The following is a 25,140-nucleotide window of genomic DNA, read 5'->3' on the forward strand; positions in this document are numbered from 1 at the left end:
AAGTCCGGCATTCATCTGGAGAACCGTCGATGAGCACGCCCGCCGTTCCCGTTGGCATCATCCCGCCGCGTCCGGCCTGGCGCAGCCTGCGCTGGATCGCGCCGCTCACGTTGCTGTGGATTGCGGTGATGTACTGGCTGCCCGCGATTCCGGGCAGCGGTTTTCAAACCACGGCGCACCAGCTCGTGGCCCAGATGTTCATGGCGCTCGGATTGTGGCTCGGCCTCGAACGCACCGACCTGACGCTAAGCCAACGTCGCGCGACCTGGCTAGCGATTCTCATGGCGCACGCGCTTTGGTTTGCAGTCGTCTGGAGCGCGGCGATCCATGGTGTCTTTCGGCTGAGCGCCGTACCGCCGCCGCTGCCATGGCTGCCGTTGGCGATCTTCCTGCCGCTGATCGTCGGCGCGCCGCTATTGCTGCTCTCGAAGCGGGTGGGGCAAGTGCTCGACGCGATGCCGGCGGCCTGGCTCATCGCGCTGCAGTTTTACCGCGTGTTCGGCAGTTGGGCGATCGCAGCGTGGCTGCACGGCGCCATGGCCGGCGTGGACGCGTTGCCGGCGGGCACCGGCGACCTGCTGACCGGCCTGTTTGCCGTGCCGGCGGCCGTCGCGGTGGCGAGCGGGACGGCGCAGGGGCGCAAGGCCGCCATCGCCTGGAACCTGTTCGGACTCGCCGATTTCGCCGTCGCCGTGACGCTGGGGATGGTCACGGCGCCCGGCCGGTTCCAGTTGATCGCGCCGGATCTGCCGAGCCTCAACGCGGGCACCTGGCCGTACGTACTGACGCCCGCGTTCGTCGTGCCCAGTTCGATCCTGTTGCATGCGCTTTCGCTGCGGCAACTGTTCCGGCGTCGCGCCGCATGATCTCGCTCCGTTTTATCCACTCATCGCAACGCACCTTGCAGGAGGCAGCATGTCACCGGAATCGATTTTTCGTTTGCATCTCGCGCTAGGGTATGTCGCGTGGCTCCTTTGTTTTACCGTGTACGTCTGGCCCCGGCTCAAGTCGATGGACCCATTCGACGCACAGCGCGCGATCGCCACGCTGCACAGCTTCCGCTTCTTCGGGCTGGTCTTCATGCTGCCGGGCGTCGTGAGTCCCGATCTGCCCGCGAGCTTCGCCGTGCCCACCGCCTATGGGGACCTCGCAACGGGTGCGCTGGCCATGCTGGCGCTACTCGCGGCAAGAAAGCGTCCCGTGTTCTGGTTCTTCGTCGTGGCGTTCAATCTCGTGGGCGCGGTGGATCTGGCTTTCGCCTACTACCACGCCACCCAGGCCGGCGTGCCTGTACACGCGGGAGAGCTGGGCGCGACCTACGTGATTCCCGTGATCGTCGTGCCGCTGCTGGCGATTACGCATGGCGCCGCCTTTTATTTGCTGCTGCGTCCGCAGGGCAAGGCCGCCCGGGTGCTCGCCAACGCTTCGCGCACCTGAAAGACAGGGCGGCGAATTCACTGGACAGAGGCCAGGCGGCGTTGCTTTAATAAGCAGCCGTTCATTCGCCAACGCAACCTGGTTCAGGAGACAACCCAGTGGACAAAGCCGCCGATCCGGTCTTGCAGGTGCTGCACCAGTACAAAGCCGCGGTACTGGCCAAAGACGTCGACGCGTTCGTCGCGCTCTACGACCCCGACATCCTGGCCTTCGACATGTGGGGCGCGTGGACGTACGAGGGCATCGCGTCATGGCGCAACATGGTGGAGGGCTGGTTTGGCTCGCTGGGCGCCGAGCGCGTGATCGTGGATTTCAGCGAGGCGCAAACCGTCGTCTCCCAGGACCTCGCCGTGGTCCACGCCTTCGTGAGCTACAAAGCGGTGGCGGCGGACGGCGAGGAATTGCGCTCGATGGACAATCGCATCACCGCGACGCTCAGGCAGACGGGCGAGGGCTGGAAGATCTTCCACCAGCATTCGTCCTCGCCGATCGATCCCGCGACGACGAAGGTCATTTTCAAACGTTAGTCGCCGCAAAGCAAAATGCCCGACACACGGTCGGGCATTTCAGGCGGAGCATGACGGCCGCGAGCGGCCCGCCATGCCGTTACGGCTGCGCCTTGCCAGGCACCTGTTGTCCGCGCAACGAGCAGCCCTTCGTCTCGATCACGAAGAAGAGCGCGACGGCGCCCACCGCGCACGCGGCCATCATGTAGTACGCCGGGACGAGCGGGCTGCCGGTCTTGTCCACGAGCCAGTCGCTCACGATCGGCGCGGTGCCGCCGAACAGCGAGGTCGAGACGTTGTAGGCAATCGCCATCCCCGCGTAACGCACTTGCGTCGGGAACATGGCGGGGAACATCGCCGAGATGGTCGCGAGCTGCGGCGCATAGAGCAGGCCGAGCACGGCGAAGCCGATCAGCGCGCCGGCCACGCCGTGGCGCATCAGCATGAACATCGGCACGGCGGCAACGAACAGCCCGACGAGCGAGAACCACCAGAGCGTCTTGCGGCCCACGTGATCGGAGAGCCGGCCCGCGAACGGCAGCAGGGCCATCATCGTGAGCATGCCGATGAGCGGAATGAGCAGCGACATGTTCTCGCTCACGCCCAGTTCCTTGTGCATATACGTCGGCATATACGCGAGCAGCACGTAGTTCACGACATTGAGCGCAACCACGAGCCCGCCCAGCAGCACGAGCGGCACGCGGTGCTCGCGCAGCAGCGTGCCCAGCGAAATGGCCGGGCGCTCCCGCTCCTGTTGCTCGAACTTCTCTTCCATCTCGCGGAACACGGGCGTGTCCTCGATGCGCGAACGCAGATAGAAGCCGATCAAGCCCAGCGGCGCCGCGACGAGGAACGGCAGGCGCCAGCCCCACGCATGCATCGCATCGTTGCCGAGCGTAAGCGACGCCGCGAGCATCAGCAAGGCGCCCAGCGAAAAGCCGGCCAGCGTGGCGAATTCGAGGAAACTCCCGCAGAAGCCGCGCCGCGCGTCGGGCGCGTATTCGGCCATGAAGGTCGCTGCCCCGCCATATTCGCCGCCGGTGGAGAAGCCCTGGATCATGCGCAAGACGATGAGCGCGGCCGGGGCGATCCAGCCGGCTTTCGCATAGGTCGGCAGCAGGCCCACGAGCAGCGTGGCGCCCGACATCAGCAGCACCGTCAGCGCGAGCACTTTCTTGCGCCCGAAGCGGTCGCCGAGCGGCCCCCAGAACAGGCCGCCGAGCGGGCGAATCAAAAATGAAATGGCAAACGTGCCGAGCGCGAACAGCGTGGCGCTTGCCGTGCTGCCCGGAAACAATGCCGCGGAGATATAGGCGAGCCCATAGGCGTAGATCCCATAGTCGAACCACTCCGTTGCGTTGCCGAGCGCGGCGGCGGTAATGGCGCGGCGTGGCAGCGTGTGCGCGCTGCCGGTAGGGGCGGCGTGCTGGTCGTGGTCGGGAGTCGACGTATCGTCCCATAGGGACCGGCCCGGCGTGGGGGAATGCCAAGTTTCGGCGAATCGCATAAGACGTCCTCTTGTCAGGAACCGCGGCCCGAATGGCGCGCTTGAGCGATCAAGTTAGTCCCGTCAATTTCTGTTTCCGATGTCATAGGACGATTTCGCATCGGGACTTTCCCTGCCTGCGCATCACGAGCGCCCGTCGCGCGCGGGAAGTGGCGATTTTTGACCGCTCTTTGGCTTCGCGCTCAATCATGCGGCAGCAACATTTGCCGTTTTTGTGGTGGTTGACCTGTCTCGCCGTCCGCCGGCGAGGGCTGTTGCTATGCACAAAAGTTGACTTCCGGCACACTGGAATCGGCCCAGGACTAACCCGAATGCAAGAAAGTATCAGTCTGCGGTCTGATTTTCAGTGGTGGATACGTGCCGCGGCGGGTAATTTTCAGTCATGGCGGCGCGCGGTCCGAGGGTAGGTCGAGCGTATGCGCGAGCAACCGTCGCAGAACAAGAAAAACCGTGCAGGAGGAGTCGAGATGCAAACCATTGGGGCAGCCACGACGCGCGCAAGCGCGCCTTGCGCCACACATTCCCAGCCAGACCTCGAACTGGTCGCGGTGCCGCGCGACGAGTCGTTCAAGGTCTGGTCGCACGGCTACCCCTATCGAACGGTGCGCTGGCACTTTCATCCCGAGTACGAGATCCACCTCATCACCGCGACCACGGGCAAGTATTTCGTGGGCGATTTCATCGGCAGCTTCGCGCCCGGCAATCTCGTGATGATCGGCCCGAACCTGCCGCACAACTGGGTAAGCAGCGTGCCGCACGACGAGCCGGTGGACGAACGTTGTCTCGTCCTCCAGTTCGATGCGGAATTCATCGCGCGCGCGATCGAGGCGTTTCCCGAATTCAGGCGCGTGGAGGGGCTGCTCGACGCGTCGCGCTGGGGGCTGCTGTTCACGCCGGCAACGGGCGCGACCGCCGAGCCGATCCTGCGCGAGATGCTGGGCGCACAGGGCATGCGGCGCGTCACGCTCTTCATCGACCTGCTCGATCTGCTCGTGCAAAGCGAGGAGCCCGCGGCGCTCGCCAGCGAGGCGTATCGCGCCGACCCGGCTCGCTATGCGGGCACGCGCATCAATCACGTGCTGGCCTTCATCGGCAAGAATCTCTCCCAGGAGCTGCGCGAAACGGAGCTGGCGGAACTGGCCGGGCAGAGCGTAAGCGCGTTTTCGCGCTATTTCCGCCGCCATACGGGCGTGTCGTTCGTGCGCTACGTGAACCAGCTGCGCATCAATCTGGCGTGCCAGCTGCTGATGTCAGGCGAACTGAACATCACGGACATCTGCTATCAGGTGGGCTTCAACAACCTCTCGAATTTCAACCGCCAGTTCCTGTTGATCAAGGAAATGTCGCCGTCGCGCTGGCGCTCGTATCAGCGGCTCAACGCCGCGAGCGCGGCCAGCAAGAGCGAAGCCGTGTACGGCGCGCCCGCGATCGGCTAGCGGATCTCCCGGCAAGACACTTTCAAACGCAGTGCGCATGTCAGGTATTGCGCAGGACGAACTCACACGTTCACAAGGCAGCACGACAGCACCGGCAACCCTACCAGGCATTCAACCAAAAAACGGAGACACCCAATGACCCGACTTCACAACCAACTGATCGGCGCCGCCGCGCTCAGTCTCGCCCTCGCGGGCATCACGTCGGCTCACGCCGCGCCGAGCGGCACGGTCGCGTTCCTGATGCCCGACCAGGCCTCCACGCGCTACGAGCAGCACGACTTCCCCGGCTTCAAGGCCGAAATGGGCAAGCTCTGCCCCGACTGCAAGGTGCTCTACCAGAACGCGAATGCCGATGCCTCGCAGCAGCAGCAACAGTTCAATTCGGTGATCGCCCAGGGCGCGAAGGTCATCGTGCTCGACCCGGTGGACTCCACGGCGGCGGCTTCGCTCGTGCATATGGCGCAGAGCCAGGGCATCAAGGTCATTGCGTATGACCGGCCCGTGCCGTCCACGCCGGCCGACTACTACGTCTCGTTCGACAACGAGGAAATCGGCAAGTCCATCGCCCAGTCGCTCGTGCAGCACCTGAAGGAGTCGGGCGTGGCCGGCAGCAAGGGCGGCGTGCTCGAAGTGAACGGCTCGCCGACCGACGCCGCCGCGGGCCTCATCAAGAAGGGCATTCACGAAGGGCTGCAGGGCAGCGGCTACAAGACGCTCTCCGAGTACGACACGCCGGAGTGGGCGCCGCCCAAGGCGCAGCAGTGGGTGAGCGGGCAGGTCACGCGCTTCGGGCCGCAGATCGTGGGCGTCGCGGCCGCCAACGACGGCACGGCGGGCGGCACCATTGCGGCCTTCAAGGCGGCGGGCATGAATCCGGTTCCGCCGGTCACGGGTAACGACGCGACCACGGCGGGCCTGCAACTGATCATCGCGGGCGACCAGTACAACACGATCCTCAAGCCCAGCGAGATCGTGGCGGGCGCGGCGGCCAAGGTGGCCGTGGGCTTCCTCGACGGCAAGCCCGTGAAGGGCGAGACGACGCTCTTCAAGACGCCCACGCAACTGTTCAAGCCGGCCGTTATCACGCAGAAGAACATCAAGGCCGAGGTAGTGGACAAGGGCTTCGCGAAAGCGTCGGACCTGTGCACGGGCCGCTACGCCGACGGCTGCAAGAAGCTCGGCATTGGCGGCTGATACGCATGGCTGGGCCCGGCGCGCGCCGGGCCCCGAGAGCAACGAAGAGGTACCCATTTCATGACTGACGAATCAACGAACCGCGCAACGAACCGCGCCACGGCACACGGCGCGCCCGGCGAGCTGGTGCTGAGCCTGCGCGGCGTCTCGAAGCACTTCGGCGCGGTTTCGGCCCTCACGGATATCGAGCTCGACGTGCATGCGGGCGAGGTGGTCGCCCTCGTCGGCGACAACGGCGCGGGCAAATCGACGCTCGTGAAGATTCTGGCGGGCGTGCACCAGCCGAGCGCCGGGACGATCACGTTTCGCGGCCAGCCGGTGAACCTGTCCGATCCGGGCACGGCCCTCGACCTGGGGATCGCGACGGTGTTCCAGGACCTCGCGCTGTGCGAGAACCTCGACGTCGTGGCGAACATCTTCCTCGGCCGCGAGTTGAGCCCGTACCGGCTCGACGAGGTCACGATGGAAGTGAAGGCCTGGACGCTCCTCAACGAGCTTTCGGCGCGCATTCCCAGCGTGCGCGACGTAGTCGCCTCGCTCTCGGGCGGCCAGCGCCAGACCGTGGCGATCGCGCGCTCGCTGCTGCTCGACCCGAAACTCATCATGCTCGACGAACCGACCGCCGCGCTCGGCGTGGCCCAGACCGCGGAGGTGCTGAACCTGATCGAGCGCGTGCGCGACCGCGGCCACGCCGTCATCATGATCAGCCACAACATGGAAGACGTGCGCGCCGTGGCCGACCGTATCGTCGTGCTGCGCCTCGGCCGCAACAACGGGATTTTCTATCCCGACTCTTCCAACGCCGAACTCGTGGCGGCGATCACCGGGGCGACGGAAAACGCGGTGTCGCGCCGCGCGGGCCGCCGCCAGGCGCAACAGGACGTGCAATGAAAGGAACGATCATGAGCAAGACTATCCATGGCGCTCCGCAGCCTGAAAACCCGGACGGCTCGAAGCCCGATGCGAAGCCTTCCACGCTGCTCGACCGCAGCGACGTACGCGTGAAGCATGCGAGCGGAATCGGCGAGAGCGTGTCGGCATTCGTCGATCGCGTGCGCTCGGGCGACCTCGGTTCGCTCCCGGTCATCGCGGGGCTCGTCATCATCTGGACGGTGTTCACGAGCCTGAACCCGGTGTTTCTTTCCGCCGACAACCTCGTGAACATGCTGTTCGACTGCTCGACGGTCGGCGTCATTTCGCTCGGCATCGTCTGCGTGCTGCTGCTCGGGCAGATCGATCTCTCGGTGGGCTCGATGAGCGGCTTCGCCTCGGCGCTGGTCGGCACATTGTGGGTCAACGACGGCTGGCCGGTGCTGCTCGCCATCGTTGCCGCGATCGCGGTGGGCGCGGTGATCGGCGCGCTGTATGCGCTGCTGCTCAACTGGATCGGCATGCCAAGTTTCGTCTCGACGCTCGCGGGCCTGCTCGCCATCCTCGGGATGCAGCTCTACGTGCTCGGTTCGACGGGTTCGATCAATTTGCCCTACGGTTCGGCGATGGTGAACTTCGGACAACTGATGGTGATCCCGCCGATCGTCTCGCACCTGATCGCGCTGCTGCCCGGTATCGTGCTCCTGCTGCTCGGCATGCGCACGCGCACGCGCCGCCATGCGGCCAGGCTTTCGGCGCCGTCGGTCGCAGGCCTGCTCGGGCGCGCGGTGGCGCTGACGGTGTTCCTCGAAATCGTCGTGGCCTATCTCAACCGCGGGCGTGGCGTGCCGCTGATGTTCGGCCTCTTTCTGGGTCTTGCGGTCGTCATGCAGTACGCGCTCACGCGCACGCGCTGGGGCCGTTCGATGCACGCCGTGGGCGGCAACCACGAAGCCGCGCGGCGCGCGGGTATCAAGGTCGGCGCGATCTATACGAGCGCCTTTGTGCTGTGCGCGAGCCTGGCCGCGATCGGCGGCGTGCTGACCGCCGCGCGTCTCGCTTCGGCGAGCCAGCAGGCCGGCACCGGCGACGTCAACCTCAATGCCATCGCGGCAGCCGTGATCGGCGGCACGAGCCTGTTCGGCGGGCGCGGCAGCGCATGGTCGGCCGTGCTCGGCATCATCGTGATCCAGTCGATTGCGAGCGGTCTGACGCTGCTGAACCTGTCGTCGTCGCTGCGCTTCATGATTACCGGCGCCGTGCTGGCCATTGCGGTGATCGTCGATTCGCTCGCCCGCCAGTCGCGTGTTTCGCATGGCCGCGCCTGAGGCGTTCGTACCTGATTCAAGGAGAAAGTCACCCATGTCTGAATCGATCAAGGGAAAGGTCGCCGCCATTACGGGCGCGGCGTCCGGCATCGGCTTCGCGTGCGCGCGCGCGTTGGTGGACGAAGGCGCGAAAGTCGTGCTGATCGACCGCGCAGAGGACCGGCTCGCGAAATGTTGCGCGGAGCTGGGGCCCAATGCGCTGCCGCTCGCCATGGACCTGCTCAACCCGGCGGACTATGCGGCCATGCTGCCCAGGATCCTCGATCTCGCTGGCGGGCTCGACATCTTCCACGCCAACGCGGGCGCGTATATCGGCGGCGAGGTGGCGAACGGCAATCCCGACGAGTGGGACCGCATGCTCAACCTGAACATCAACGCCGCGTTTCGCTCGGTGCATGCGGTGCTGCCGCACATGATCGCGCAGAAGTCGGGCGACATCATTTTCACGAGTTCGGTGGCGGGCGTCGTGCCGGTGGTGTGGGAGCCGATTTACACGGCCTCGAAGTTCGCGGTGCAGGCCTTTACGCACACCGTGCGCCGCCAGGTCGCGAAGCACGGCGTGCGCGTGGGCGCGGTGCTGCCGGGCCCCGTGGTCACGGCCTTGCTCGAGGACTGGCCCAAGGCGAAGATGGACGAAGCGCTGGCCCAGGGCAGTCTCATGCAGCCGAAGGAAGTAGCCGATTCCGTGGTATTCATGCTCACGCGGCCGCGCAGCGTCACCATTCGCGACCTCGTGATCCTGCCGAACAGTGTCGATCTGTAAACCCACAGTCAACCAGCCATGACCTCAAATAACCATGCTGGCGGCGCACGCCATACCGTCGGTGTCGATGTGGGCACGGGTAGCGCCCGTGCCGGCATTTTCGATTCCGCGGGTCGTATGCTGGCGTCGGCGAAGCACGACATCAGCGTGTTTCACGAGAGCGGCGCCATCGTCGAGCAATCGAGCACGCAGATCTGGAACGCCGTGTGCCAGGCGGTGAAGGACGCGCTCGCGCAGGCCGCGATCTCGCCGGAGCAGATCGCCGGGATCGGCTTCGACGCCACTTGTTCACTCGTCGTGCTGGGCGAGGGCGGCACGCCGCTGCCCGTGGGCCCGTCCGAAGTGGCCGAGCGCGACATCATCGTGTGGATGGACCATCGCGCCGTGGCGCAGGCCGAGCGCATCAACGCCACGGGCCACGATGTGCTGCGCTTCGTGGGCGGCAAGATCTCTCCCGAGATGGAAACGCCCAAGCTGCTGTGGCTGCTGGAAAACCGGCCCGAGGTGTTCGCCGCGGCCTGGCAGTTCTTCGACCTGACCGACTTCCTCACGTGGCGCGCCACGGGCGATCTTTCGCGCTCCACCTGCACAGTGACCTGCAAGTGGACCTATCTCGCGCACGAGCAGCGCTGGGACGAAAGCTACTTCCGCACCGTGGGTCTCGGCGTGCTTGCCGACGAAGGCTTCGCGCGCATCGGCCGCACGATCGTCGAGCCGGGCACGCCGCTCGGCAGCGGGCTCACGCCCGAGGCCGCCGCGCAACTCGGCCTGCGCGCGGGCACCGCTGTCGCGACGGGCGTGATCGACGCGCACGCGGGCGGCATCGGCACGGTCGGCGCGCAAGGGCAGCCCGAGGCGTGCCTCGCGTATGTGTTCGGCACCTCGTCATGCACGATGACGACCACGCGCGACCCCGTGTTCGTGCCCGGCGTGTGGGGGCCGTACTACGCGGCGATGGTGCCCGGTGCGTGGCTCAACGAAGGCGGCCAGTCGGTGGCGGGCGCGGCGATCGAGCGCTTGCTCACGATGCATCCGCTCGCCACGGAGGCGGCGAGCCGCGCGGCGAGCGAGGGCCAGTCGCTGCCGGCGATGCTTGCCGGGCTGGCGGTTCAGGCTGGGCAGGGTGAGTCGGGCGCGGTGCGCCTCGCGTACGATGCTGGTCTGCACGTCGTGCCGGAATTCCTCGGCAACCGCGCGCCGTTCGCCGATCCGCACGCGCGGGCCGTCATCGCGGGGCTCGGCATGGAGACGGACATGGCGAGCCTCGTCGCGCTCTATGTTGCGGGCATTGGCAGCATCGGCTATGGACTGCGACAGATCATCGAGGTGCAGGCCCAGGCGGGCGCGCCGATCGAGCAGGTCGTGATCAGCGGCGGCGCGGGCAGGCTCGACCTCGTGCGCCAGCTGCTCGCGGACGCAACGGGCAAGCCCGTGCTGGCCACTCACGCCGAGGAGCCCGTCCTGCTGGGCGCGGCCATGCTGGGCGCCGTGGCGGGCGGGTTATATGAAAACGCGCGCGAGGCGATGGCCGCGATGTCGCAGATCAGCAAGGTCTACGCGCCGGCCACGGGCGAGATCGCGGCGCTGCACGACGCGCGTTACCGCGCCTTCACGCAGTTGCAGGACGTGGCGCGCGCGATCCGCTAACGGCCTGACTGGAAGCTAGCGGCTCACGCCGCCTCGCCGCTGCGCTGCGCGAGCGCGGCGGCGGCCTCACTCTGCGCGAGGTGGCGCAGCAGCTTCGTCACCATCACGACGACGGTGAGCGCGAGCAGCACGAAGAACACCGCGAGCGGCGTGAGCACGTGCACGGAGACAAAGCCGGCCAGCCCCATCATCGCCGAGGAAACGAGCAGCAGCGCGCAGCCGAGAATCGCGCTCGTCAAGCCCGCGATATGCGGGAACAGCGAATTGCCCTTGGCCATCAGCGTGGGGTACATCGCACCCGCGCACAGCCCCATCACGAGTACCGGAACGGCGAGCGTCCACACGCGCAGGCCCACCGTGAGCGCGAGCACGAGCATCGCGATCGACGCGCCCGCCATCACGCGCGCCCCCACACGCAGACGTTGCTCCGGGGTGGGCAGGCGCGGGCCGTGGAGCCGGTTCGAGAGGCCGCCCAGGAAATACATCAGGCCGATGCCGAGCGCGAGATAGCCGAAAAAGGTAGGCGGCCGATGCAGCGTGTTCTGCACCATGAACGGCCCGACGACGTTGAAGACGAGCAGGATGCTGTAGCACAGGCCCTGGGCCAGAAAGCAGCTCTGGAACACGGGGCTCGCGAGCACCTTGCCCGCGTTCGCGATGAGCGTGCGCGGCTCCAGCCGCACCGGTTGCCGCAAGGTCTCGCGAAAGCGCCACAGCAGCGCCCACATCACCAGCGAATACAGGAGCAGGAACACGAGGCAGGCCTTCCAGCCGAACAGCTCCTGCAGATGCGCGCCGATCACGGGCGCGATGATCGGCGCGAGCCCCCACGTAATCGACATGTAGGTGAACGCGTGCATGAGCGCGGTGCCCACGAACGAGTCGGTGATGATGGCTTTGGCGAGCAGGTTGGTCGCGGCGATGCCGAAGCCCTGCAGGCAGCGCGCCAGCACGAAGGTTTCCAGATTCGGCGCGGCCAGCGAGAGCAGACAGCCGAGCGTATAGATCACGAGCCCGAAGGCCAGCACGCGCTTGCGCCCGAGGGCGTCGGAAATCGGCCCGAAGATGAGCTGGCCGAACGCGTAGGCGGCGAGATAAACGGACACGCTCGACTGGATCGCCTGCGGCGACGTCGCGAAGTAGCGCGCCATGGCCGGCAGTGCGGGCACGTAGATGTCGATGGCGAGCTGTCCGGCGGAGGCGAACAGGCAGATCAGGAACAGCAGGAAGCGCGGCGAGTTCGCCGGGCGTGCGGCGGTGGCTGGACGTTCGGGCAGATCGTGGGTCATGACAGCGTGAGAAGGGCGGATTCCGGTGCGGCGGCGCGGGAGCGGTCGGGCTGCCTGTTCGGAAAGCGCGTTCGAATCGCGAACACAGCGTCCGGCGCGGCGGCGTAGGCGCGTATTGTGCCCGTTATCGCCGACTTCCGTGCGACGCCCCTCTCAGGCGCGGCGCTTGCTGGCATCCGCATATCTCGCCCTGGATATCCCCGGAGTGCCGACATGCCAGAGAAAAGGCCGAAAGAGGCCGCGCGCCGCCCGACTAGTACCGAAGACTACGAAGTCTTCTGCGGCGAGCAGATCGACGGCGCGGGCCGCTACTACGGATTGCTGCGGATTCGCCGCAAGACCGATGGGCGGCTCATCTATCCGTTCGACGGCTGTCCGCGTCCGGGGCCGTGCGCGACGGGGCCGCTGGCAAGGCAACAGGCACTCACGCTCGCCGATGAGCTGATTCGCGCGGACATCGCGATGCCCGAAGGGTGAGCCGGCCCTGCATGCCGAAGGCGGAGCATGTCCAGGCTCAAAGCGCAAACACTTCGTGCACCGAACTCTGAAACACGCCGCCATTCATCGGGCCGCCGCCCGCCACATGAATCGCATCGCCCACGACCGCCGCGCCCATGCCATGCCGCGGCGTGAGCATGGGCGCATAGGCCTGCCATGAATCGGTGGCCGGATCGTAGCCTTCGTTCTGCCCGAAGACGCGCCGCGTGCCTTCCCCACCCATGCAGAAGAAGCGCCCGCGCCACGCCGCGCCGCCGTGGCCGGAGCGCGGTGTGGGCATGGGCGCGCGCTCTTCCCAGGCGTCGCGCTTCGCGTCGTAGGCCACGTGCATGCCGGTGTTGAAGTCGAACGTATCCATGCGGCCGCCGGCCACGAGGATCCAGCCCGCGAGCGAGACGGCCGCCGTATGGTCGCGCGGACCGGGAATGGGCGCGAGCGTCTTCCAGCTGTCGCTCTGCGGGTCGTACGCCTCGTGCCAGTCCACCGAGCGCGTGTCGCGGCCGCCGATCGCGTGCAGCAGGCCGTCGTGCGCCACGACGGAAATCGCACCGCGCGAGCCGCGCGAAAGCGGGTGAATCGCGTGCCAGCGGTCGTCGGCCACGACATAGGCGTAGCAGTCGGGCACGGCGATGCGGTTCTGCTCGACGAAGCCGCCCATCGCATAGACCACGCCGTCGAGCGCCGCCACGCCGATATGATTCGCGCCGCGCGGAACCAGCGCGGCGTTGCGCCAGGCGCCGAGCGCCGCATCGAATACGTGGTGATAGGCTCGCGCGACCTGGCCCGCGCCATAGCCGCCGATCACGTGCATGCGCTCGCCCTCGCTCGTCGCCCACGCCATTTCGCTGCGCGGCAATGGCAAGGGCGCGGCCGTGGTCCACGCGCCTTGCGGCGTGGCGCGCGGCGCGCTCGAGTAAAAGAAGCGCTGCGTGAACGCCGCGGGCGGCAGCTGCGTGGCATTGGGGTCGCGCAGGCTCGCGTACAGTCCGCCGCGCTGGGCCGTCTGCATCGCTTGCGGGTCTTCGGGCATGGCCGGCATGTCCTCCGCAGCCATCGCACCACGCTGTTCGTACCAGGCGGTGCTGCCCGCGGCGAGGCTCAGTTCGAGGAAGCGGCGACGGGAAAGCGGCATGGCGAACCTCGCGGAGGTGGGCGGGAGGCGGGACGGCATCGAGCGCGCTTTTTCCGGCGTTTTTCTCACTCGCGCGGCGCGCAGTGGACACGGTACTCGCTTACGCTGTCGCCCACCTTGCGTGAGTGTGTACGCGCGATTGAGGGTGCGATCGGCTCCGCGTCGCCACACTGCATCGGCGGGCGTGTCGAGAATGTCATTTCGCGATGGGCCGGTCGGGGAGAATTGGATACTCCGCCCTTTGGAGAATCCGCTTAATTTTGGAACCATTTTTTAGCGCCCGACGCGTAGCATTTTTCGAAATTCCGTTGTGCGAGAAACGAAGATGAGCGAGAAGGGCGATTTGCGTTACTTTGACTATGCCGCGACCACCCCGGCGGACCCGCGGGTGATCGAGGCGATGTTCGGCTGTCTGGGCATGGAAGGCGACTTCGGCAACCCGGCCTCCAGCTCGCATGGCGCGGGCCAGCGGGCGCGGCGGCTCGTCGAGCAGGCGCGCAAGGATGTGGCGGCGCTCATCGGCGCCGATGCAGAAGAGATCGTCTGGACGTCCGGCGCGACCGAGTCGAACAATCTCGCGCTCAAGGGCTATGCGGACCGCGCGACGCAAAAGCGCCATCTCATCACGAGCCAGCTCGAGCACAAGGCCATTCTCGATACCATGACGAGCCTCGAAGCGCGCGGCATGACCGTCACGCGGCTCGCACCGGACGCGCACGGCGAAATCACGGCGCAGGCCGTGGCCGCCGCGCTCACGCCCGACACCGGGCTCGTCTCGCTCATGCTGGTCAACAACGAGCTGGGCACGCTCACGGACGTCGCGGCGATTGGGCGCGTGGTGCATGCCGCCGGCGCGCTGCTGCACGTCGATGCGGCGCAGGCGCTCGGCAAGACGCCCATCGACGTGAAGGCGATGGGCATCGACCTCCTTTCGATGTCGGCGCACAAGGTCTACGGGCCGAAGGGCATCGGTGCGATCTATGTGAGCCGTGAGGCGTTCGAGCGCATCGCGCCGCAGATGCATGGCGGCGGCCACGAGCGCGGTCTGCGCTCGGGCACGCTGGCCACGCATCAGATCGTCGGCATGGGCGTGGCGTGCGTGATTGCGCGCGAAGCGCTGCAAGCGGACAGCGAGCGCATTGCGCGGCTGGGCGAGCGCCTGCTGGCCGAGGTGCTCACGTTCCCGGGCGTCACGCTCAACGCCGCGCGCGCGCAGCGCATTCCCCACATGCTGAGCCTCACGATCGATCTGCCGGGCTTCTTCCCGTTCCTGCTGACCGGCGACCTTGCGATCTCGTCGACTTCGGCCTGCAACTCGGCGGCGGGCACGCCGTCGCATGTGCTCACGGCCATCGGGGTTGGCGAAGAGGCGGCAAATCGCACGGTGCGCCTGAGCCTCGGGCGCTTCACGAAGCCGGAAGACGTCGATTTCGCGGTGGACTGCATTCGTCGCGCCGTGGCGCCGTGTCTGCCGGCCGCTGTGCCCGCCTGAGCCTGACGGACAAGGTCACGATGAACATCGATACCCGATGATCGTTTCACTCGTACTCGGCGCCATGATCGGCGCAATGCTGGGACTCACGGGCGCGGGCGGCGGCATTCTGGCCGTGCCAGCCATCGTGGTGGGACTGGGCTGGCCCATGCAGCAGGCCACGCCGGTCGCCTTGATCGCCGTGGCGAGCAGCGCCGGGATCGGAGCGCTCGAAGCCTTCCGCAAGCGTCTCGTGCGCTATCGCGCGGCGTTCTGCATGGCGCTCGCGGGCGTGCCGACCACGTGGCTCGGCGTGCGCCTCGCGCAGGCCATGCCGCAACGCCTGCTGCTCGCGCTCTTTGCCGGCGTGATGCTGTTCGTGGCGGTGCGGCTGCTGCGTCAGACCATCGGGAAAAAGCGCGCGTTGCCCGAAGCGTCGCCGCTTTGCGTGGGCCGCGTCAATCCCGACACCGGCCGCCTCGTGTGGTCGAGTGCGACGGCGCTCGCGCTGGCCTCGACCGGCGCGTTGACGGGTCTCATGACGGGCCTGCTCGGCGTGGGCGGCGGCTTCATCATCGTGCCCATGCTGCGCAAGCTCACGAACATTTCCATGCACGGCATCGTCGCGACGTCGCTGATGGTCATCGCGCTCGTGGGCTCCGGCGGCGTGGCGGCGACGGTGCTGCACGGCGTGCCGCTGCGGCTCGACCTCACGCTGTGGTTCAGCGTCGCGACCGTCGCCGGCATGATGCTGGGGCGTCACCTTTCGCACCGCGTTTCCTCGCGGCATACGCAGATGGGCTTCGCCGCCATTCTGGTGTGCGTGGCGTGCGGCATGCTCGCCAAGGTGGCACTCGGCTACTGAGCCTTGCGCTTGATTCGCGCTCAACCGGCCTCGGCGAGAAAGACGCGGATTTCGTCGGCGAGCCAGTCGCGCACGGCGCGCACCTCGGGGTCGTCGCGGCTGCCGATGCGATAGACGAGGTCATGGCCGCGCTCGGACTCGAGACGCAACTGCGGGAACGGCGCGACGAGCCGGCCGGCCGCGATGTCATCCGCCACGATCACACTGCGCCCCAGCGCGACACCTTCTCCGCGGATCGCCGCCTCGATCGCGAGGCTCCCGTGGCTGTAGGCCGTGCCGCGATCGCTGCGCACGCCGCTCAATCCCGCCAGCGCCAGCCATTGTTCCCAGTTCGCGAGCATGCCGCCCTCGTGCAGCAAGGTGCAGCGCGCGAGGCTCTCGACCGATGCCAGGCCGCCCATCTTCGCCCGATAGTCAGCACTGCAAACCGGCGTCACGGTTTCGTCGAGAATGCGCTCGGCCAGCACGCGCGGATAGCGTCCGCTGCCGTAGCGAATCGCCACGTCGACATCCGAGTCGTTGAGATCGACGTATTTGTCGGTCACGTCGAGGTGGACGTCGAGTTCCGGATGGCGGGCCTTGAGGCGAGGCAGGCGCGGCGCCAGCCAGCGGTTCGCAAAGGACACGCTGGCGTTGATCTTCAGGCGCGTGACGCTGTCGTGCGTGCGCAGGCGCTCGGACTCCTTGGTCAGTTCGGCGAGCGCGTGGTTCACGGCCAGCAGGAACTCGGCGCCCGCCTCGGTCAGGACGATGCGCCGCGTGAGGCGCTGGAACAGCGCCACGCCCAGATGGCTTTCGAGCGTCTTGATGTGCCGGCTCACGGCGCCATGCGTGACGTGCAGCTCCTGCGCCGCCAGCGTCATGCTGAGGAGCCGCCCGGTGGCCTCGAAGGCGCGCAGGGTTTGCAGCGGGGGAAGGCGGTCGAACATGGAGCCGGGTAGGTGTGTCACGTGTGAGTTTTGCTCACGCATTATATGACGACAAATGGTTTGTCAGCCACGTTGACGGGCTTCAATATGGGCATAAAGCCGCAGGACGTAACGTAACCCGTGCTACGCCCGCGGCGCATTCCTGACAGTTGGCATTTTCCGCATTGCGTCGCTCATCATGGATCTTCTGCTTTTCAAGCTCGTCTTTACGCCGTTGTTGCTGTTGGCCGCCAGTCTCGCCGCTCGCCGCTGGGGCGAAGCGGTCGGCGGGTTGCTCGTGGGGCTGCCGCTCACCTCGGGGCCGGTCTCGGTTTTTCTCGCGCTGGAGCACGGACCGGCGTTCGCCGCGCAAGCGACGGCGGGTTCGCTCGTCGCAACGGCTGCGCAGGCGGCGTTTTGCGTCGTCTATTGCCGGCTCGCGGCGCGCGGGTGGAAGGTGGCGCTGGCGGGTGCAGGCGCCACGTTCGCCCTCGTGGCCCTCGTGCTGCAATGGGGCGCGCTGCCTACGCATGGTCTTTATCTGTTCGCCATTCTGGCCATTGCTCTTGCGCTCAACCTGATTCCCAACAAGCCGGCAAGAACGGTGCGCCTCACGCCGCCGTGGTGGGATTTGCCGTCGCGCATGGTGCTCATCGCCGGTCTCGTGGTGAGCGTGACACTGATCGCGCCTTACGTCGGACCCGAGGCGAGCGGCGTGCTCGCGTCGTTCCCGTTCATGGCGATCATTCTCGCGGTGTTCGCGCACCGTCTGATCGGTCATGAGGCAGCGCAGCAACTGATGCGCGGCATGACCACGGGACTGCTGGGCTTCGCGTCGTTCTTCTTCGTGCTGAGCCTCACGCTCACGCACTGGAATCTGCTGGCGGCCTACGGGACCGCGATTCTCTGCGTGCTCACGATCCAGGCGATTTCCCTGTATCGCATGCGCCTGCCGACACCGTGCCTGCACGGCAAGTCCAAGCCCGAAGGCAGCGCGCCGTAACGGCCGGCTTTACATCCGGCGGGCCTGGACGGGCCGCGCCGCGCGTGCTGCGCCGCATCGCGGGACGTTGGCTGCGGGCCGCGCCAACGACTCGACGCCCACGGCGGATGGCCTACACTACAGAACCGGCGGATGCGGCCGTTTCCGCACCGTCGGCCCGCCATGGCGCACCTCTTCTTCGCAGCTTCGATTCAGCGGCACGTCGCGACGCCCGAGCGCGAGATCGACGCGCACACGCTTCGCGAAGCGTTCGATGCCGTGTTTGCCGAGCAGCCGCGTTTGCGCGGCTATATCCTCGACGATCAGGGCGCGTTGCGTAAGCATCTGGCGGTGTTCGTGGACGGCGTTCGCCTGCGCGACCGGGAGCATCTGAGCGACGCGCTCGGCGAGCAGAGCCGCGTGTACGTCGTGCAGGCGCTGTCCGGCGGATGAGCCGCCGCTTTGCATGGGACCAGAGCGCTGACTCTGGCTCGACAGGAGGGCACACGAGATGAGCGATCGACTGCTGGTCGCAACCCGCAAGGGGTTGTTCGTACTGCAAGCCGATGGAGCGGGCGGCTGGACAATCGGCGAACCCGAATTCGTCGGCGAGCCGGTGAGCATGGTGATGCCCGACGCGCGCGACGGCTCGCTCTATGCCGCACTCAACCTGGGCCACTTCGGCGTGAAGCTGCATCGCCGGCGTGCGGGCGTGGCGGACTGGGAAGAATGCGCGGTGCCCGTCTATCCGCCACAGCCTGCGGAGGAGATTGCGGCCAGCGAGCCGGACGCATTGGGCCGGCTGCCCGCGCCGTGGTCGCTCCAGCAGATCTGGTCGCTCGAACCGGGCGGCGCGGACGAGCCGGGCGTGCTGTGGGCGGGCACGATCCCTGGCGGCCTGTTTCGCTCCGGCGACGGCGGCGCCAGCTGGGAACTCAACCGGCCGCTGTGGGACCGCCCGGAGCGGCGCGAATGGGCGGGCGGCGGCTACGACGCGCCGGGCATTCACTCGGTGATGGTCGATCCACGCGACAGCCAGCATGTGACGGTGGGCGTGTCGTGCGGCGGCGTCTGGCAGACCGGCGACGGCGGCGCAAGCTGGCGCCTCACGGCCGAGGGCATGGAAGCCGACTACATGCCGCCCGAGCGGCGCGGCGAGCCTAACGCGCAGGACCCGCACCGCGTGGTGCAATGCGCGGCGAATCCGGATGTGCTGTGGACCCAGCATCACTGCGCGATCTTCCGCTCGACCGATGGCGCGGCCCACTGGCGGCGCATCGAAGCGCAGCCGTCGAGCTTCGGTTTCGCGGTCGTGGTGCATCCGCGCGAGCCCGATACCGCGTGGTTCGTGCCGGCCCAAAAAGACCAGTACCGCGTTCCCGTGGATGGCCGGTTCGTCGTGACGCGCACGCGCGACGGCGGGCGCACCTTCGAGCGCTTCTCGAACGGCTTGCCGGCGGCCCCGGCGTACGACCTCGTCTACCGGCACGGACTCGATATCGACGACTCCGGCACGCGCCTCGCCATGGGCTCGACCACGGGCGCGCTCTGGACCTCGGACGACGGCGGCGAAAACTGGCGACTCGTTTCGGCGCACTTGCCGCCGGTGTATTGCGTGCGGTTCGGGTGACCGACGTCTTCCCGCCCGCCGTTATCCCGCGGGCTGAAACATCGTCATGCGCTGCAGGATCCAGTCGAGCAACTCATGCGCGGCCGCCACGAGCGGCCGCCCCGACTTCACGAGCACGCGCGCCTTGGTGCCGCGAAAGAGCGTGTGATCGATCGGCACGGTCACGAGTTCACCGGCCTCGATCTCGCGCGCGGCGGCGAACTCGCCGATCAGCGTCGCGAAGTTTTCCACGGCGACAAAACGCTTGAGCGCGGTCAGCGAATTCGTGGTGAGCGTCGCGCGTATCTCGACGTTCTCCGCGAACGCCAGCATGTTCGCGAGATGCCCGATGCCGAACGTGCTCGGCATCAACGCGAGCGGCCACGCGAGCAGGTCGTCGATCGTCGCAGGCGTGCCCCGCCGCGCGAGCGGATGGTCGCGGCGCACCAGCAGCACGACGGGCTGCGCTGAACTCGCGCGGTACTCGATGCGCTCGTGCGGCGGCGGATTGAACGCGAGGCCGATATGCGCGCGGCTCTCGGCGACCTCATTGAGAACGTCGTCGACGGGCAGCATCGTGAGGCTCACGTCGAGCTTCGGATAGTGCGCGCAGAACGGCGTGACGACCTCGGCGACGAGCGCATCCACGTAGCCCTCGCTCACGGCCAGATCCACGCGGCCTTGCTGGAGCCCGCGCAACGCGTGTAACTGGTCCTCGAACTTCTCCTGCTGCGCGCGATAGCCGCGCCAGAACTCCAGCAGATGCGCCGCCGCTTCGGTGGGCTTCACGCCGCGCGCCTGGCGCTCGAACAGTTGCGCGCCCAGTTCGTCTTCCAGCAGCCTGATTTGCCGCGTGATGACCGAGGGGGAGGTGTTCAGGCTGTCCGCGGCGCCGCGGATCGTGCCGTGCGTGAGCACCTCGTGGAAATAACGCAGCCGCTGCTGATTGATTTCGCGCATCGCGCCCTCATTCGCGTAAACGGACTGTTGCCGAAAAAAGAACGATATGTGAACTTTGTTGCTCTTGCTAGCGAAGTTTGCCCTGGCCAGGATGGTATTGCGCAGGACGCAAACCAGACAGGAGACAGGACATGGCCGCCATTCTTCCCCGCGCGAGAAGCCTCGACGCTTCCGCGCTCTACAACAGGATCAACGCGCGCTTGCTGCCGTTTCTGCTGATCTGCTATTTGTTTGCTTACCTCGACCGTGTAAACGTCGGGTTTGCCAAGCTGCAGATGCAGACCGACCTCGGCTTCTCCGATGCGGCCTATGGCGTGGGGGCGGGCATTTTCTTCATCGGCTATGTGCTGTTCGAATTGCCGAGCAACCTGCTGTTGCCGAAGATCGGGGCGCGCAAGACCTTCGGGCGCATTCTCGTGCTGTGGGGCATCACGTCGGCGTGCATGCTGTTCGTGCGCAGCGTGCCCGCGTTTTACGCCATGCGCTTCCTGCTAGGCGTGTTCGAAGCGGGCTTTGCGCCGGGCATGATCTTCTATCTCTCGCGCTGGTACGGCCCCTCGCGCATGGCGCGCGCCATTGCAATGGTGTTTCTGGCCGGCCCGATCGGCGGCATTGTCGGCGGCCCGGTTTCGGCGGCCATCATGAGCACGCTTGCGGGGAAGGCGGGCCTTGCGGGCTGGCAATGGATGTTTCTCGTGGAAGGCCTGCCGTGCATCGTGCTCGGCATCGCGACGTTCCTCTATCTGCCCGACCGTCCGGCCGACGCGGCGTGGCTGAGCGACACCGAAAAGCGCCAGATCGAAGCCGAAGTCGGCGCGCCCGAGGCCCATGCCACCTCGTTCGGCAGCGTGCTGCGCGATCGCAAGGTCTATGTGCTCGCGTTTGCGTACTTCTGCATCATCGCGTCGATTTACGCCATCAGCTTCTGGCTGCCCGCCATTCTCAAGGCGCAGGGCGTGAGCAATCTGATCACGCTGGGCTGGTACACGTCGATTCCGTATGTCGCGGCAGCAGTGGGCATGCTTTATATGGGCCGCCGTTCGGACCGGCTCGGCGAGCGGCGCTTTCACTGCGCCGTGCCGGCCGCGGTCGCCGCGCTGCTTTTCGCGCTGTGCGCGGCCACGGGCAATCACCTGGCGCCCACGCTCGCGCTGCTCACGCTCGTGACGATGGCGCTGTGGATGGCCTACACGGTGTTCTGGGCGATTCCGCCCGAGTACATCAAGGGGCCGGCCGCGGCGGGCGGCATTGCGCTCATCAACACCATCGGGCTTTCCGGCGGATTCTGGGGGCCTGCGGCGATCGGCTGGATCAAGACGGCGGCCGGCAGCCTGCAGCCGGCGCTGCTCGCCATGGCGGGCGTGTCGCTCGTCGGCGCGCTGCTGATTCTTTCGGTCAGGCTCGCAGGCGCGAAGCCCTGAACGTACGTTGCTGCCTTCAAGGCACGGCACGAAACCGGTTTGATCAGTCATCCTATGCAAGTGAGGTAAAGGAAAATGAAGATTCTCATCGCGGGCTTCCAGCACGAAACCAACACGTTCGCCCCGACGAAAGCCAGTTATCAAAGCTTCGTTCAGGGCGAGGGCTTTCCGCCGCTCACGCGCGGCGCCGATGTGCTCTCGCTGCGCGACGTGAACGTGCCCGCCGGCGGCTTCATCCAGGCGGCGGAAGCGGCCGGCCATACGCTCGTGCCGGTCATCTGGGCCGGGGCGAGCGCTTCCGCGCACGTGACCGAAGACGCGTTCGAGCGCATTGCCGGCGAAATCGTCGATGCCGTGCGGCGCGGCGGCTTCGACGCGATCTATCTCGACCTGCACGGCGCGATGGTCACCGAGCATCTCGACGACGGCGAGGGCGCGCTGCTCGCGCGCGTGCGGGCCATCGTGGGCCGCGAGATGCCCGTGGTGGTCTCACTCGATCTGCACGCCAACGTGACCGAGCAGATGTTCACGCACGCGGACGCCATGGTCGCGTATCGCACGTATCCGCACGTCGACATGGCCGAAACGGGCGCGCGCGCCGCGCAGATCCTCACGCGCCTCTTCGCGGACCCCGGGCGCAGGCTCAAGCGCTACGTGCGCCGCATTCCGTTCCTGATTCCCGTGAACGGCATGTGCACGCTCGCGGAACCGGCGCGCGGCACCTACGCCCATCTCGCGCAGCTGGAGGACGATTCGGTCGTCTCGCTTTCGTTCGCGCCGGGTTTTCCGGCCTCTGATTTTCCCGAATGCGGCGCGGCCGTGTGGGGTTACGGCTTCGATGAAGCCGCCGTCATTGCAGCGGTGAACGAACTGGCCTCGGCCGTCGTCGAGCAGGAGCGCGACTGGGAAGTGCGCTTTCTCGACCCCGACGCCGCCGTGCGCGAAGCCATGCGCCTCGCCGACCACGCCACGCAGCCGGTAATCATCGCCGACACCCAGGACAATCCGGGCGTGGGCGGCGATTCGAACACGATGGGCCTCGTGCGTGCGCTGTTGCGCCAGGGCGCGCGCGACGCGGCCGTGGGCCTGATCTGGGACCCGCAGGCGGCCGCGAAGGCGCACGAGGCGGGCGTGGGCGCGACGATCGAGCTGGCGCTCGCGGGCGGCACGGGCGTGCCCGGCGACGCGCCGCTCGCCGGGCGCTTCGTCGTGGAGCACCTCGCCGATGGCCGTGTTCGTTTCGACGGCCCGATGATGAACGGCATGTGGACTGAAATCGGGCCGGTGGCGTGCCTGCGCATCGACGGCGTGCGGATCGCGGTCAGCTCCGTGAAGATGCAGATCTTCGACCGCAATCTGTATCGCGCAGCGGGTATCGAACCGGAGCGCATGAAGATTCTGGTGAACAAGAGTTCGGTCCACTATCGCGCCGATTTCGACGCCATCGCCTCGGCGCATCTCGTGGCGAAGGCGCCCGGCCCCATGGCCGCCGACCCCGCCGACCTGCCGTGGCAGCGCATCGATACGCGCTTGCGCCTGCGACCGAACGGGGTGTCGCTGAGCGAAATGCGGGAGTAGCGAGGGGTTTTGTATCGTTGTGTATCCACCGCGCCGATGGACAAGGAGGCTTGCAAAAGCAGGGGTGCGCGGAAACAAGCGGGATACGTGCGGGGGTTCAAATACACCCATGCCAGTCAGCGACGTCGCACCAGAGACATCGAAAAAGACTGGACGCGCGAGCCACGCCATCGTGGTCCGAACCAACTCATTGCTTACAGGTGGATACCATGAAACTCATCAAGTCGCTGATCGTTGCCGCTGTCGTCGCCGTTCCCGTCGTCTCCTTCGCGCAGTCGGCCGAGCCGCTCACGCGTGCCCAGGTCCGCGCCGAACTGGTGCAACTCGAAAAGGCCGGCTACAACCCGGCGGCCGACTACAACGACTATCCGCAGCACATCGAGGCTGCCGAAGCGAAGGTGAGTGCGCAGAGCGGCGCGGTGGCTTCGGCGTTCGGCGGCGTGGCGAATGGTTCGTCGGCGGCGGGCGCGGCCACGGCTGCGGCGCCGCACGACATTCCCGGCTTCGGTTCGATCTACGCGCATCAGTGATCGGCGCGTGAAGGCGCGAATGCAGGAGCGGCCCGCCTCGAGCGGGCCGTTGCCCATGTCGCGACTTGCCTCGTGCTTCGCTCCGGCCTAACCTGTGCCGGATACGACGACCCCGAGGCCAGCATGCAAATCCATCCCGTACGGCTGTCTCCCGGCGACGATCTGCGCGCCGCCGTCGAAAGCTTGCTGGGCCAGCAAGCCTCGCATGCGGCGTTCGTCATGCAGGGCATCGGCAGCCTGAGCGTCGCGCAGCTGCGCTTCGCCGGCGCCGAAACGCCGACCGAACTTCGCGGCGACCTCGAAATCCTCACGCTCGCGGGCTCGGTGTCGCCCGATGGCGCCCACCTGCACATGTCCGTGTCCGACGCGCAAGGCCGCGTGACCGGCGGCCACGTTGCGCGCGGCTGCATCGTGCGCACCACGGCGGAACTGTTGCTGGTGCTGCTGCCCGGCCATCGTTTCTCACGCGAACTCGATTCCGCGACCGGCTACCCGGAACTGCAGATCCGCAACGCGCCAGGCTGATCCGCCTGCGCCGCACTTCGAGCGAACCCTCGCACCGTCACAAAATTTAAAAGCGGCATCGCTATGCTTCGGCGTTGCCTCGCCGCTGTCTGTGCTGCGCGCGAGGCCCCGCTCGGGCCGCTCCTCGAGCCGTTGTTGTGCCTCTATCTGGACGGAGACTTCGATGACGGTCGAATCCGCGCTGGCGCGCTTGCCATGGCAAGGCGCGTCGCGCAGACGCTTGAGCCTGCCCGCTACATTCACGACGATGCGTGCGCCCGCCATGCTGCTTGCATGCGCAGCCGCGCTGTGTGCGCTTGACGCATGCAGCGCACGCGATAGCGACGCGCGCGCCGCGCTCACCACGAACGCCGCACGCGAACTCGCGCAAGCGCAGCCGGGCAGCACGCCACCGCGCCCGCAGTTGGCCAATGCCTTTACGCTGGCCTCGGATGCGGGCGCATCGAATCTCCCAGATAGTGCGAACAGCATGGCAAACGCCGGCGTCGCCTTGCCCGCGAACGCCGTGCGCTCGCCGGCGAAGCCACCCGCCGGCGGGAGCGCGCAAGACACACAAGCCGCGCAGATCGAACCGCTTGTCACACCCGTTATCCACACCGCCGATTGACGTACCCGGCCGCGCGGCCTTGCCGCCTGCCGCCCGTCAAGGCGGCGTGCCGTGCGTGCCTTTCTCAACCTGAAGAT

At 67.0% G+C, this 25,140-nt stretch carries 24 protein-coding genes and 1 pseudogene; 20 read left to right on the forward strand and 5 right to left on the reverse strand.

What is annotated here, in order from left to right; translation table 11 throughout:
* Nucleotides 1–29 precede the first annotated feature (29 nt).
* The 3 genes from AB4Y42_RS08060 (at nucleotide 30) to AB4Y42_RS08070 (ending at nucleotide 1,964) form a co-directional block, all read left to right on the forward strand.
* Complete coding sequence (locus tag AB4Y42_RS08060; protein ID WP_368693870.1) at nucleotides 30–866, forward strand: MFS transporter; 837 nt, start codon at nucleotides 30–32, stop codon at nucleotides 864–866.
* A 49-nt stretch (nucleotides 867–915) separates the two neighbouring features.
* On the forward strand, nucleotides 916–1,437 hold the full coding sequence (locus AB4Y42_RS08065; protein WP_368691374.1) for a hypothetical protein: 522 nt from the start codon (nucleotides 916–918) through the stop codon (nucleotides 1,435–1,437).
* Nucleotides 1,438–1,535: 98 nt separating this feature from the next.
* Entirely contained in the window at nucleotides 1,536–1,964 is a 429-nt protein-coding gene (locus AB4Y42_RS08070) for a nuclear transport factor 2 family protein (protein WP_342919983.1), read from the forward strand.
* A 79-nt stretch (nucleotides 1,965–2,043) separates the two neighbouring features.
* On the opposite strand, the gene AB4Y42_RS08075 is transcribed toward AB4Y42_RS08070, so the two are convergent.
* The gene (locus AB4Y42_RS08075; RefSeq protein ID WP_368693871.1) at nucleotides 2,044–3,450 is read right to left on the reverse strand and encodes an MFS transporter; all 1,407 of its coding nucleotides are present in this window, start codon (nucleotides 3,448–3,450) and stop codon (nucleotides 2,044–2,046) included.
* Nucleotides 3,451–3,917: 467 nt separating this feature from the next.
* On the opposite strand from AB4Y42_RS08075, the gene AB4Y42_RS08080 reads away from it, so the two are divergent.
* From AB4Y42_RS08080 to AB4Y42_RS08105, 6 genes are all read left to right on the forward strand, one after another.
* Nucleotides 3,918–4,886 carry an AraC family transcriptional regulator gene (locus AB4Y42_RS08080; RefSeq protein ID WP_368693872.1) on the forward strand — a complete coding sequence of 323 codons (969 nt, stop codon included), beginning with the start codon at nucleotides 3,918–3,920 and terminating at the stop codon, nucleotides 4,884–4,886.
* A 135-nt stretch (nucleotides 4,887–5,021) separates the two neighbouring features.
* The gene (locus tag AB4Y42_RS08085; RefSeq protein ID WP_368693873.1) at nucleotides 5,022–6,080 is read left to right on the forward strand and encodes a sugar ABC transporter substrate-binding protein; all 1,059 of its coding nucleotides are present in this window, start codon (nucleotides 5,022–5,024) and stop codon (nucleotides 6,078–6,080) included.
* Nucleotides 6,081–6,140: 60 nt separating this feature from the next.
* Entirely contained in the window at nucleotides 6,141–6,971 is an 831-nt protein-coding gene (locus AB4Y42_RS08090) for an ATP-binding cassette domain-containing protein (RefSeq protein WP_368693874.1), read from the forward strand.
* A gap of 11 nt (nucleotides 6,972–6,982) precedes the next feature.
* A complete protein-coding gene (locus AB4Y42_RS08095; RefSeq protein WP_368693875.1) occupies nucleotides 6,983–8,278 on the forward strand; it encodes a sugar ABC transporter permease in 1,296 nt (431 codons plus the stop codon).
* 34 nt (nucleotides 8,279–8,312) lie between these two features.
* The gene (locus AB4Y42_RS08100; protein ID WP_368693876.1) at nucleotides 8,313–9,041 is read left to right on the forward strand and encodes an SDR family oxidoreductase; all 729 of its coding nucleotides are present in this window, start codon (nucleotides 8,313–8,315) and stop codon (nucleotides 9,039–9,041) included.
* A gap of 18 nt (nucleotides 9,042–9,059) precedes the next feature.
* A complete protein-coding gene (locus tag AB4Y42_RS08105) occupies nucleotides 9,060–10,688 on the forward strand; it encodes an FGGY-family carbohydrate kinase (protein ID WP_368693877.1) in 1,629 nt (542 codons plus the stop codon).
* Nucleotides 10,689–10,711: 23 nt separating this feature from the next.
* Here AB4Y42_RS08105 and AB4Y42_RS08110 read toward each other — a convergent pair whose 3' ends face one another.
* A complete protein-coding gene (locus AB4Y42_RS08110) occupies nucleotides 10,712–11,977 on the reverse strand; it encodes a multidrug effflux MFS transporter (protein ID WP_368691366.1) in 1,266 nt (421 codons plus the stop codon).
* A gap of 213 nt (nucleotides 11,978–12,190) precedes the next feature.
* Between AB4Y42_RS08110 and AB4Y42_RS08115 the strand changes: the two genes are divergently transcribed.
* Complete coding sequence (locus AB4Y42_RS08115) at nucleotides 12,191–12,454, forward strand: DUF6723 family protein (protein ID WP_368691365.1); 264 nt, start codon at nucleotides 12,191–12,193, stop codon at nucleotides 12,452–12,454.
* A 37-nt stretch (nucleotides 12,455–12,491) separates the two neighbouring features.
* On the opposite strand, the gene AB4Y42_RS08120 is transcribed toward AB4Y42_RS08115, so the two are convergent.
* Entirely contained in the window at nucleotides 12,492–13,607 is a 1,116-nt protein-coding gene (locus AB4Y42_RS08120) for a Kelch repeat-containing protein (RefSeq protein ID WP_368693878.1), read from the reverse strand.
* Between the two features lie 325 nt (nucleotides 13,608–13,932).
* On the opposite strand from AB4Y42_RS08120, the pseudogene AB4Y42_RS08125 reads away from it, so the two are divergent.
* Nucleotides 13,933–15,066, forward strand: a pseudogene (locus AB4Y42_RS08125) (cysteine desulfurase family protein); the annotation flags it as partial.
* 70 nt (nucleotides 15,067–15,136) lie between these two features.
* Nucleotides 15,137–15,943, forward strand: a complete 807-nt coding sequence (locus tag AB4Y42_RS08130) for a sulfite exporter TauE/SafE family protein (protein WP_368693879.1) — start codon at nucleotides 15,137–15,139, stop codon at nucleotides 15,941–15,943.
* 20 nt (nucleotides 15,944–15,963) lie between these two features.
* Here AB4Y42_RS08130 and gcvA read toward each other — a convergent pair whose 3' ends face one another.
* Nucleotides 15,964–16,893 carry a transcriptional regulator GcvA gene (gene gcvA, locus AB4Y42_RS08135; RefSeq protein ID WP_368693880.1) on the reverse strand — a complete coding sequence of 310 codons (930 nt, stop codon included), beginning with the start codon at nucleotides 16,891–16,893 and terminating at the stop codon, nucleotides 15,964–15,966.
* 157 nt (nucleotides 16,894–17,050) lie between these two features.
* On the opposite strand from gcvA, the gene AB4Y42_RS08140 reads away from it, so the two are divergent.
* From AB4Y42_RS08140 to AB4Y42_RS08150, 3 genes are all read left to right on the forward strand, one after another.
* Complete coding sequence (locus AB4Y42_RS08140; protein WP_368691361.1) at nucleotides 17,051–17,854, forward strand: hypothetical protein; 804 nt, start codon at nucleotides 17,051–17,053, stop codon at nucleotides 17,852–17,854.
* A 162-nt stretch (nucleotides 17,855–18,016) separates the two neighbouring features.
* Nucleotides 18,017–18,286 (forward strand): MoaD/ThiS family protein, encoded by a 270-nt coding sequence (locus AB4Y42_RS08145; RefSeq protein ID WP_266228259.1) that lies wholly within the window; start codon nucleotides 18,017–18,019, stop codon nucleotides 18,284–18,286.
* Between the two features lie 58 nt (nucleotides 18,287–18,344).
* Nucleotides 18,345–19,463 (forward strand): WD40/YVTN/BNR-like repeat-containing protein, encoded by a 1,119-nt coding sequence (locus tag AB4Y42_RS08150; protein ID WP_368693881.1) that lies wholly within the window; start codon nucleotides 18,345–18,347, stop codon nucleotides 19,461–19,463.
* A 21-nt stretch (nucleotides 19,464–19,484) separates the two neighbouring features.
* Here AB4Y42_RS08150 and AB4Y42_RS08155 read toward each other — a convergent pair whose 3' ends face one another.
* Nucleotides 19,485–20,402, reverse strand: a complete 918-nt coding sequence (locus AB4Y42_RS08155; RefSeq protein WP_368693882.1) for a LysR family transcriptional regulator — start codon at nucleotides 20,400–20,402, stop codon at nucleotides 19,485–19,487.
* Nucleotides 20,403–20,533: 131 nt separating this feature from the next.
* Between AB4Y42_RS08155 and AB4Y42_RS08160 the strand changes: the two genes are divergently transcribed.
* From AB4Y42_RS08160 to AB4Y42_RS08180, 5 genes are all read left to right on the forward strand, one after another.
* On the forward strand, nucleotides 20,534–21,823 hold the full coding sequence (locus AB4Y42_RS08160) for an MFS transporter (protein ID WP_368691358.1): 1,290 nt from the start codon (nucleotides 20,534–20,536) through the stop codon (nucleotides 21,821–21,823).
* 75 nt (nucleotides 21,824–21,898) lie between these two features.
* A complete protein-coding gene (locus AB4Y42_RS08165) occupies nucleotides 21,899–23,401 on the forward strand; it encodes a M81 family metallopeptidase (RefSeq protein ID WP_368691357.1) in 1,503 nt (500 codons plus the stop codon).
* Between the two features lie 209 nt (nucleotides 23,402–23,610).
* The gene (locus AB4Y42_RS08170) at nucleotides 23,611–23,931 is read left to right on the forward strand and encodes a DUF4148 domain-containing protein (RefSeq protein WP_368691356.1); all 321 of its coding nucleotides are present in this window, start codon (nucleotides 23,611–23,613) and stop codon (nucleotides 23,929–23,931) included.
* Between the two features lie 123 nt (nucleotides 23,932–24,054).
* On the forward strand, nucleotides 24,055–24,456 hold the full coding sequence (locus AB4Y42_RS08175) for a PPC domain-containing DNA-binding protein (protein WP_368691355.1): 402 nt from the start codon (nucleotides 24,055–24,057) through the stop codon (nucleotides 24,454–24,456).
* A gap of 163 nt (nucleotides 24,457–24,619) precedes the next feature.
* Nucleotides 24,620–25,063 carry a hypothetical protein gene (locus AB4Y42_RS08180; protein WP_368693883.1) on the forward strand — a complete coding sequence of 148 codons (444 nt, stop codon included), beginning with the start codon at nucleotides 24,620–24,622 and terminating at the stop codon, nucleotides 25,061–25,063.
* Nucleotides 25,064–25,140: the final 77 nt, after the last annotated feature.

This window comes from Paraburkholderia sp. EG286B (genome assembly GCF_040965655.1).
GTDB lineage: Bacteria > Pseudomonadota > Gammaproteobacteria > Burkholderiales > Burkholderiaceae > Paraburkholderia.

Coding starts and splice junctions, on each gene's coding strand:
- AB4Y42_RS08160 (WP_368691358.1), top strand. CDS start 20,534: ATGGCCGCCATTCTTCCCCGCGCGAGAAGCCTCGACGCTTCCGCGCTC.
- AB4Y42_RS08060 (WP_368693870.1), top strand. CDS start 30: ATGAGCACGCCCGCCGTTCCCGTTGGCATCATCCCGCCGCGTCCGGCC.
- AB4Y42_RS08170 (WP_368691356.1), top strand. CDS start 23,611: ATGAAACTCATCAAGTCGCTGATCGTTGCCGCTGTCGTCGCCGTTCCC.
- AB4Y42_RS08140 (WP_368691361.1), top strand. CDS start 17,051: ATGGATCTTCTGCTTTTCAAGCTCGTCTTTACGCCGTTGTTGCTGTTG.
- AB4Y42_RS08080 (WP_368693872.1), top strand. CDS start 3,918: ATGCAAACCATTGGGGCAGCCACGACGCGCGCAAGCGCGCCTTGCGCC.
- AB4Y42_RS08095 (WP_368693875.1), top strand. CDS start 6,983: ATGAGCAAGACTATCCATGGCGCTCCGCAGCCTGAAAACCCGGACGGC.
- AB4Y42_RS08150 (WP_368693881.1), top strand. CDS start 18,345: ATGAGCGATCGACTGCTGGTCGCAACCCGCAAGGGGTTGTTCGTACTG.
- AB4Y42_RS08105 (WP_368693877.1), top strand. CDS start 9,060: ATGACCTCAAATAACCATGCTGGCGGCGCACGCCATACCGTCGGTGTC.
- AB4Y42_RS08120 (WP_368693878.1), bottom strand. CDS start 13,607: ATGCCGCTTTCCCGTCGCCGCTTCCTCGAACTGAGCCTCGCCGCGGGC.
- AB4Y42_RS08115 (WP_368691365.1), top strand. CDS start 12,191: ATGCCAGAGAAAAGGCCGAAAGAGGCCGCGCGCCGCCCGACTAGTACC.
- AB4Y42_RS08180 (WP_368693883.1), top strand. CDS start 24,620: ATGACGGTCGAATCCGCGCTGGCGCGCTTGCCATGGCAAGGCGCGTCG.
- AB4Y42_RS08110 (WP_368691366.1), bottom strand. CDS start 11,977: ATGACCCACGATCTGCCCGAACGTCCAGCCACCGCCGCACGCCCGGCG.
- AB4Y42_RS08175 (WP_368691355.1), top strand. CDS start 24,055: ATGCAAATCCATCCCGTACGGCTGTCTCCCGGCGACGATCTGCGCGCC.
- AB4Y42_RS08155 (WP_368693882.1), bottom strand. CDS start 20,402: ATGCGCGAAATCAATCAGCAGCGGCTGCGTTATTTCCACGAGGTGCTC.
- AB4Y42_RS08145 (WP_266228259.1), top strand. CDS start 18,017: ATGGCGCACCTCTTCTTCGCAGCTTCGATTCAGCGGCACGTCGCGACG.
- AB4Y42_RS08090 (WP_368693874.1), top strand. CDS start 6,141: ATGACTGACGAATCAACGAACCGCGCAACGAACCGCGCCACGGCACAC.
- AB4Y42_RS08065 (WP_368691374.1), top strand. CDS start 916: ATGTCACCGGAATCGATTTTTCGTTTGCATCTCGCGCTAGGGTATGTC.
- AB4Y42_RS08100 (WP_368693876.1), top strand. CDS start 8,313: ATGTCTGAATCGATCAAGGGAAAGGTCGCCGCCATTACGGGCGCGGCG.
- AB4Y42_RS08130 (WP_368693879.1), top strand. CDS start 15,137: ATGATCGTTTCACTCGTACTCGGCGCCATGATCGGCGCAATGCTGGGA.
- AB4Y42_RS08085 (WP_368693873.1), top strand. CDS start 5,022: ATGACCCGACTTCACAACCAACTGATCGGCGCCGCCGCGCTCAGTCTC.
- AB4Y42_RS08075 (WP_368693871.1), bottom strand. CDS start 3,450: ATGCGATTCGCCGAAACTTGGCATTCCCCCACGCCGGGCCGGTCCCTA.
- AB4Y42_RS08165 (WP_368691357.1), top strand. CDS start 21,899: ATGAAGATTCTCATCGCGGGCTTCCAGCACGAAACCAACACGTTCGCC.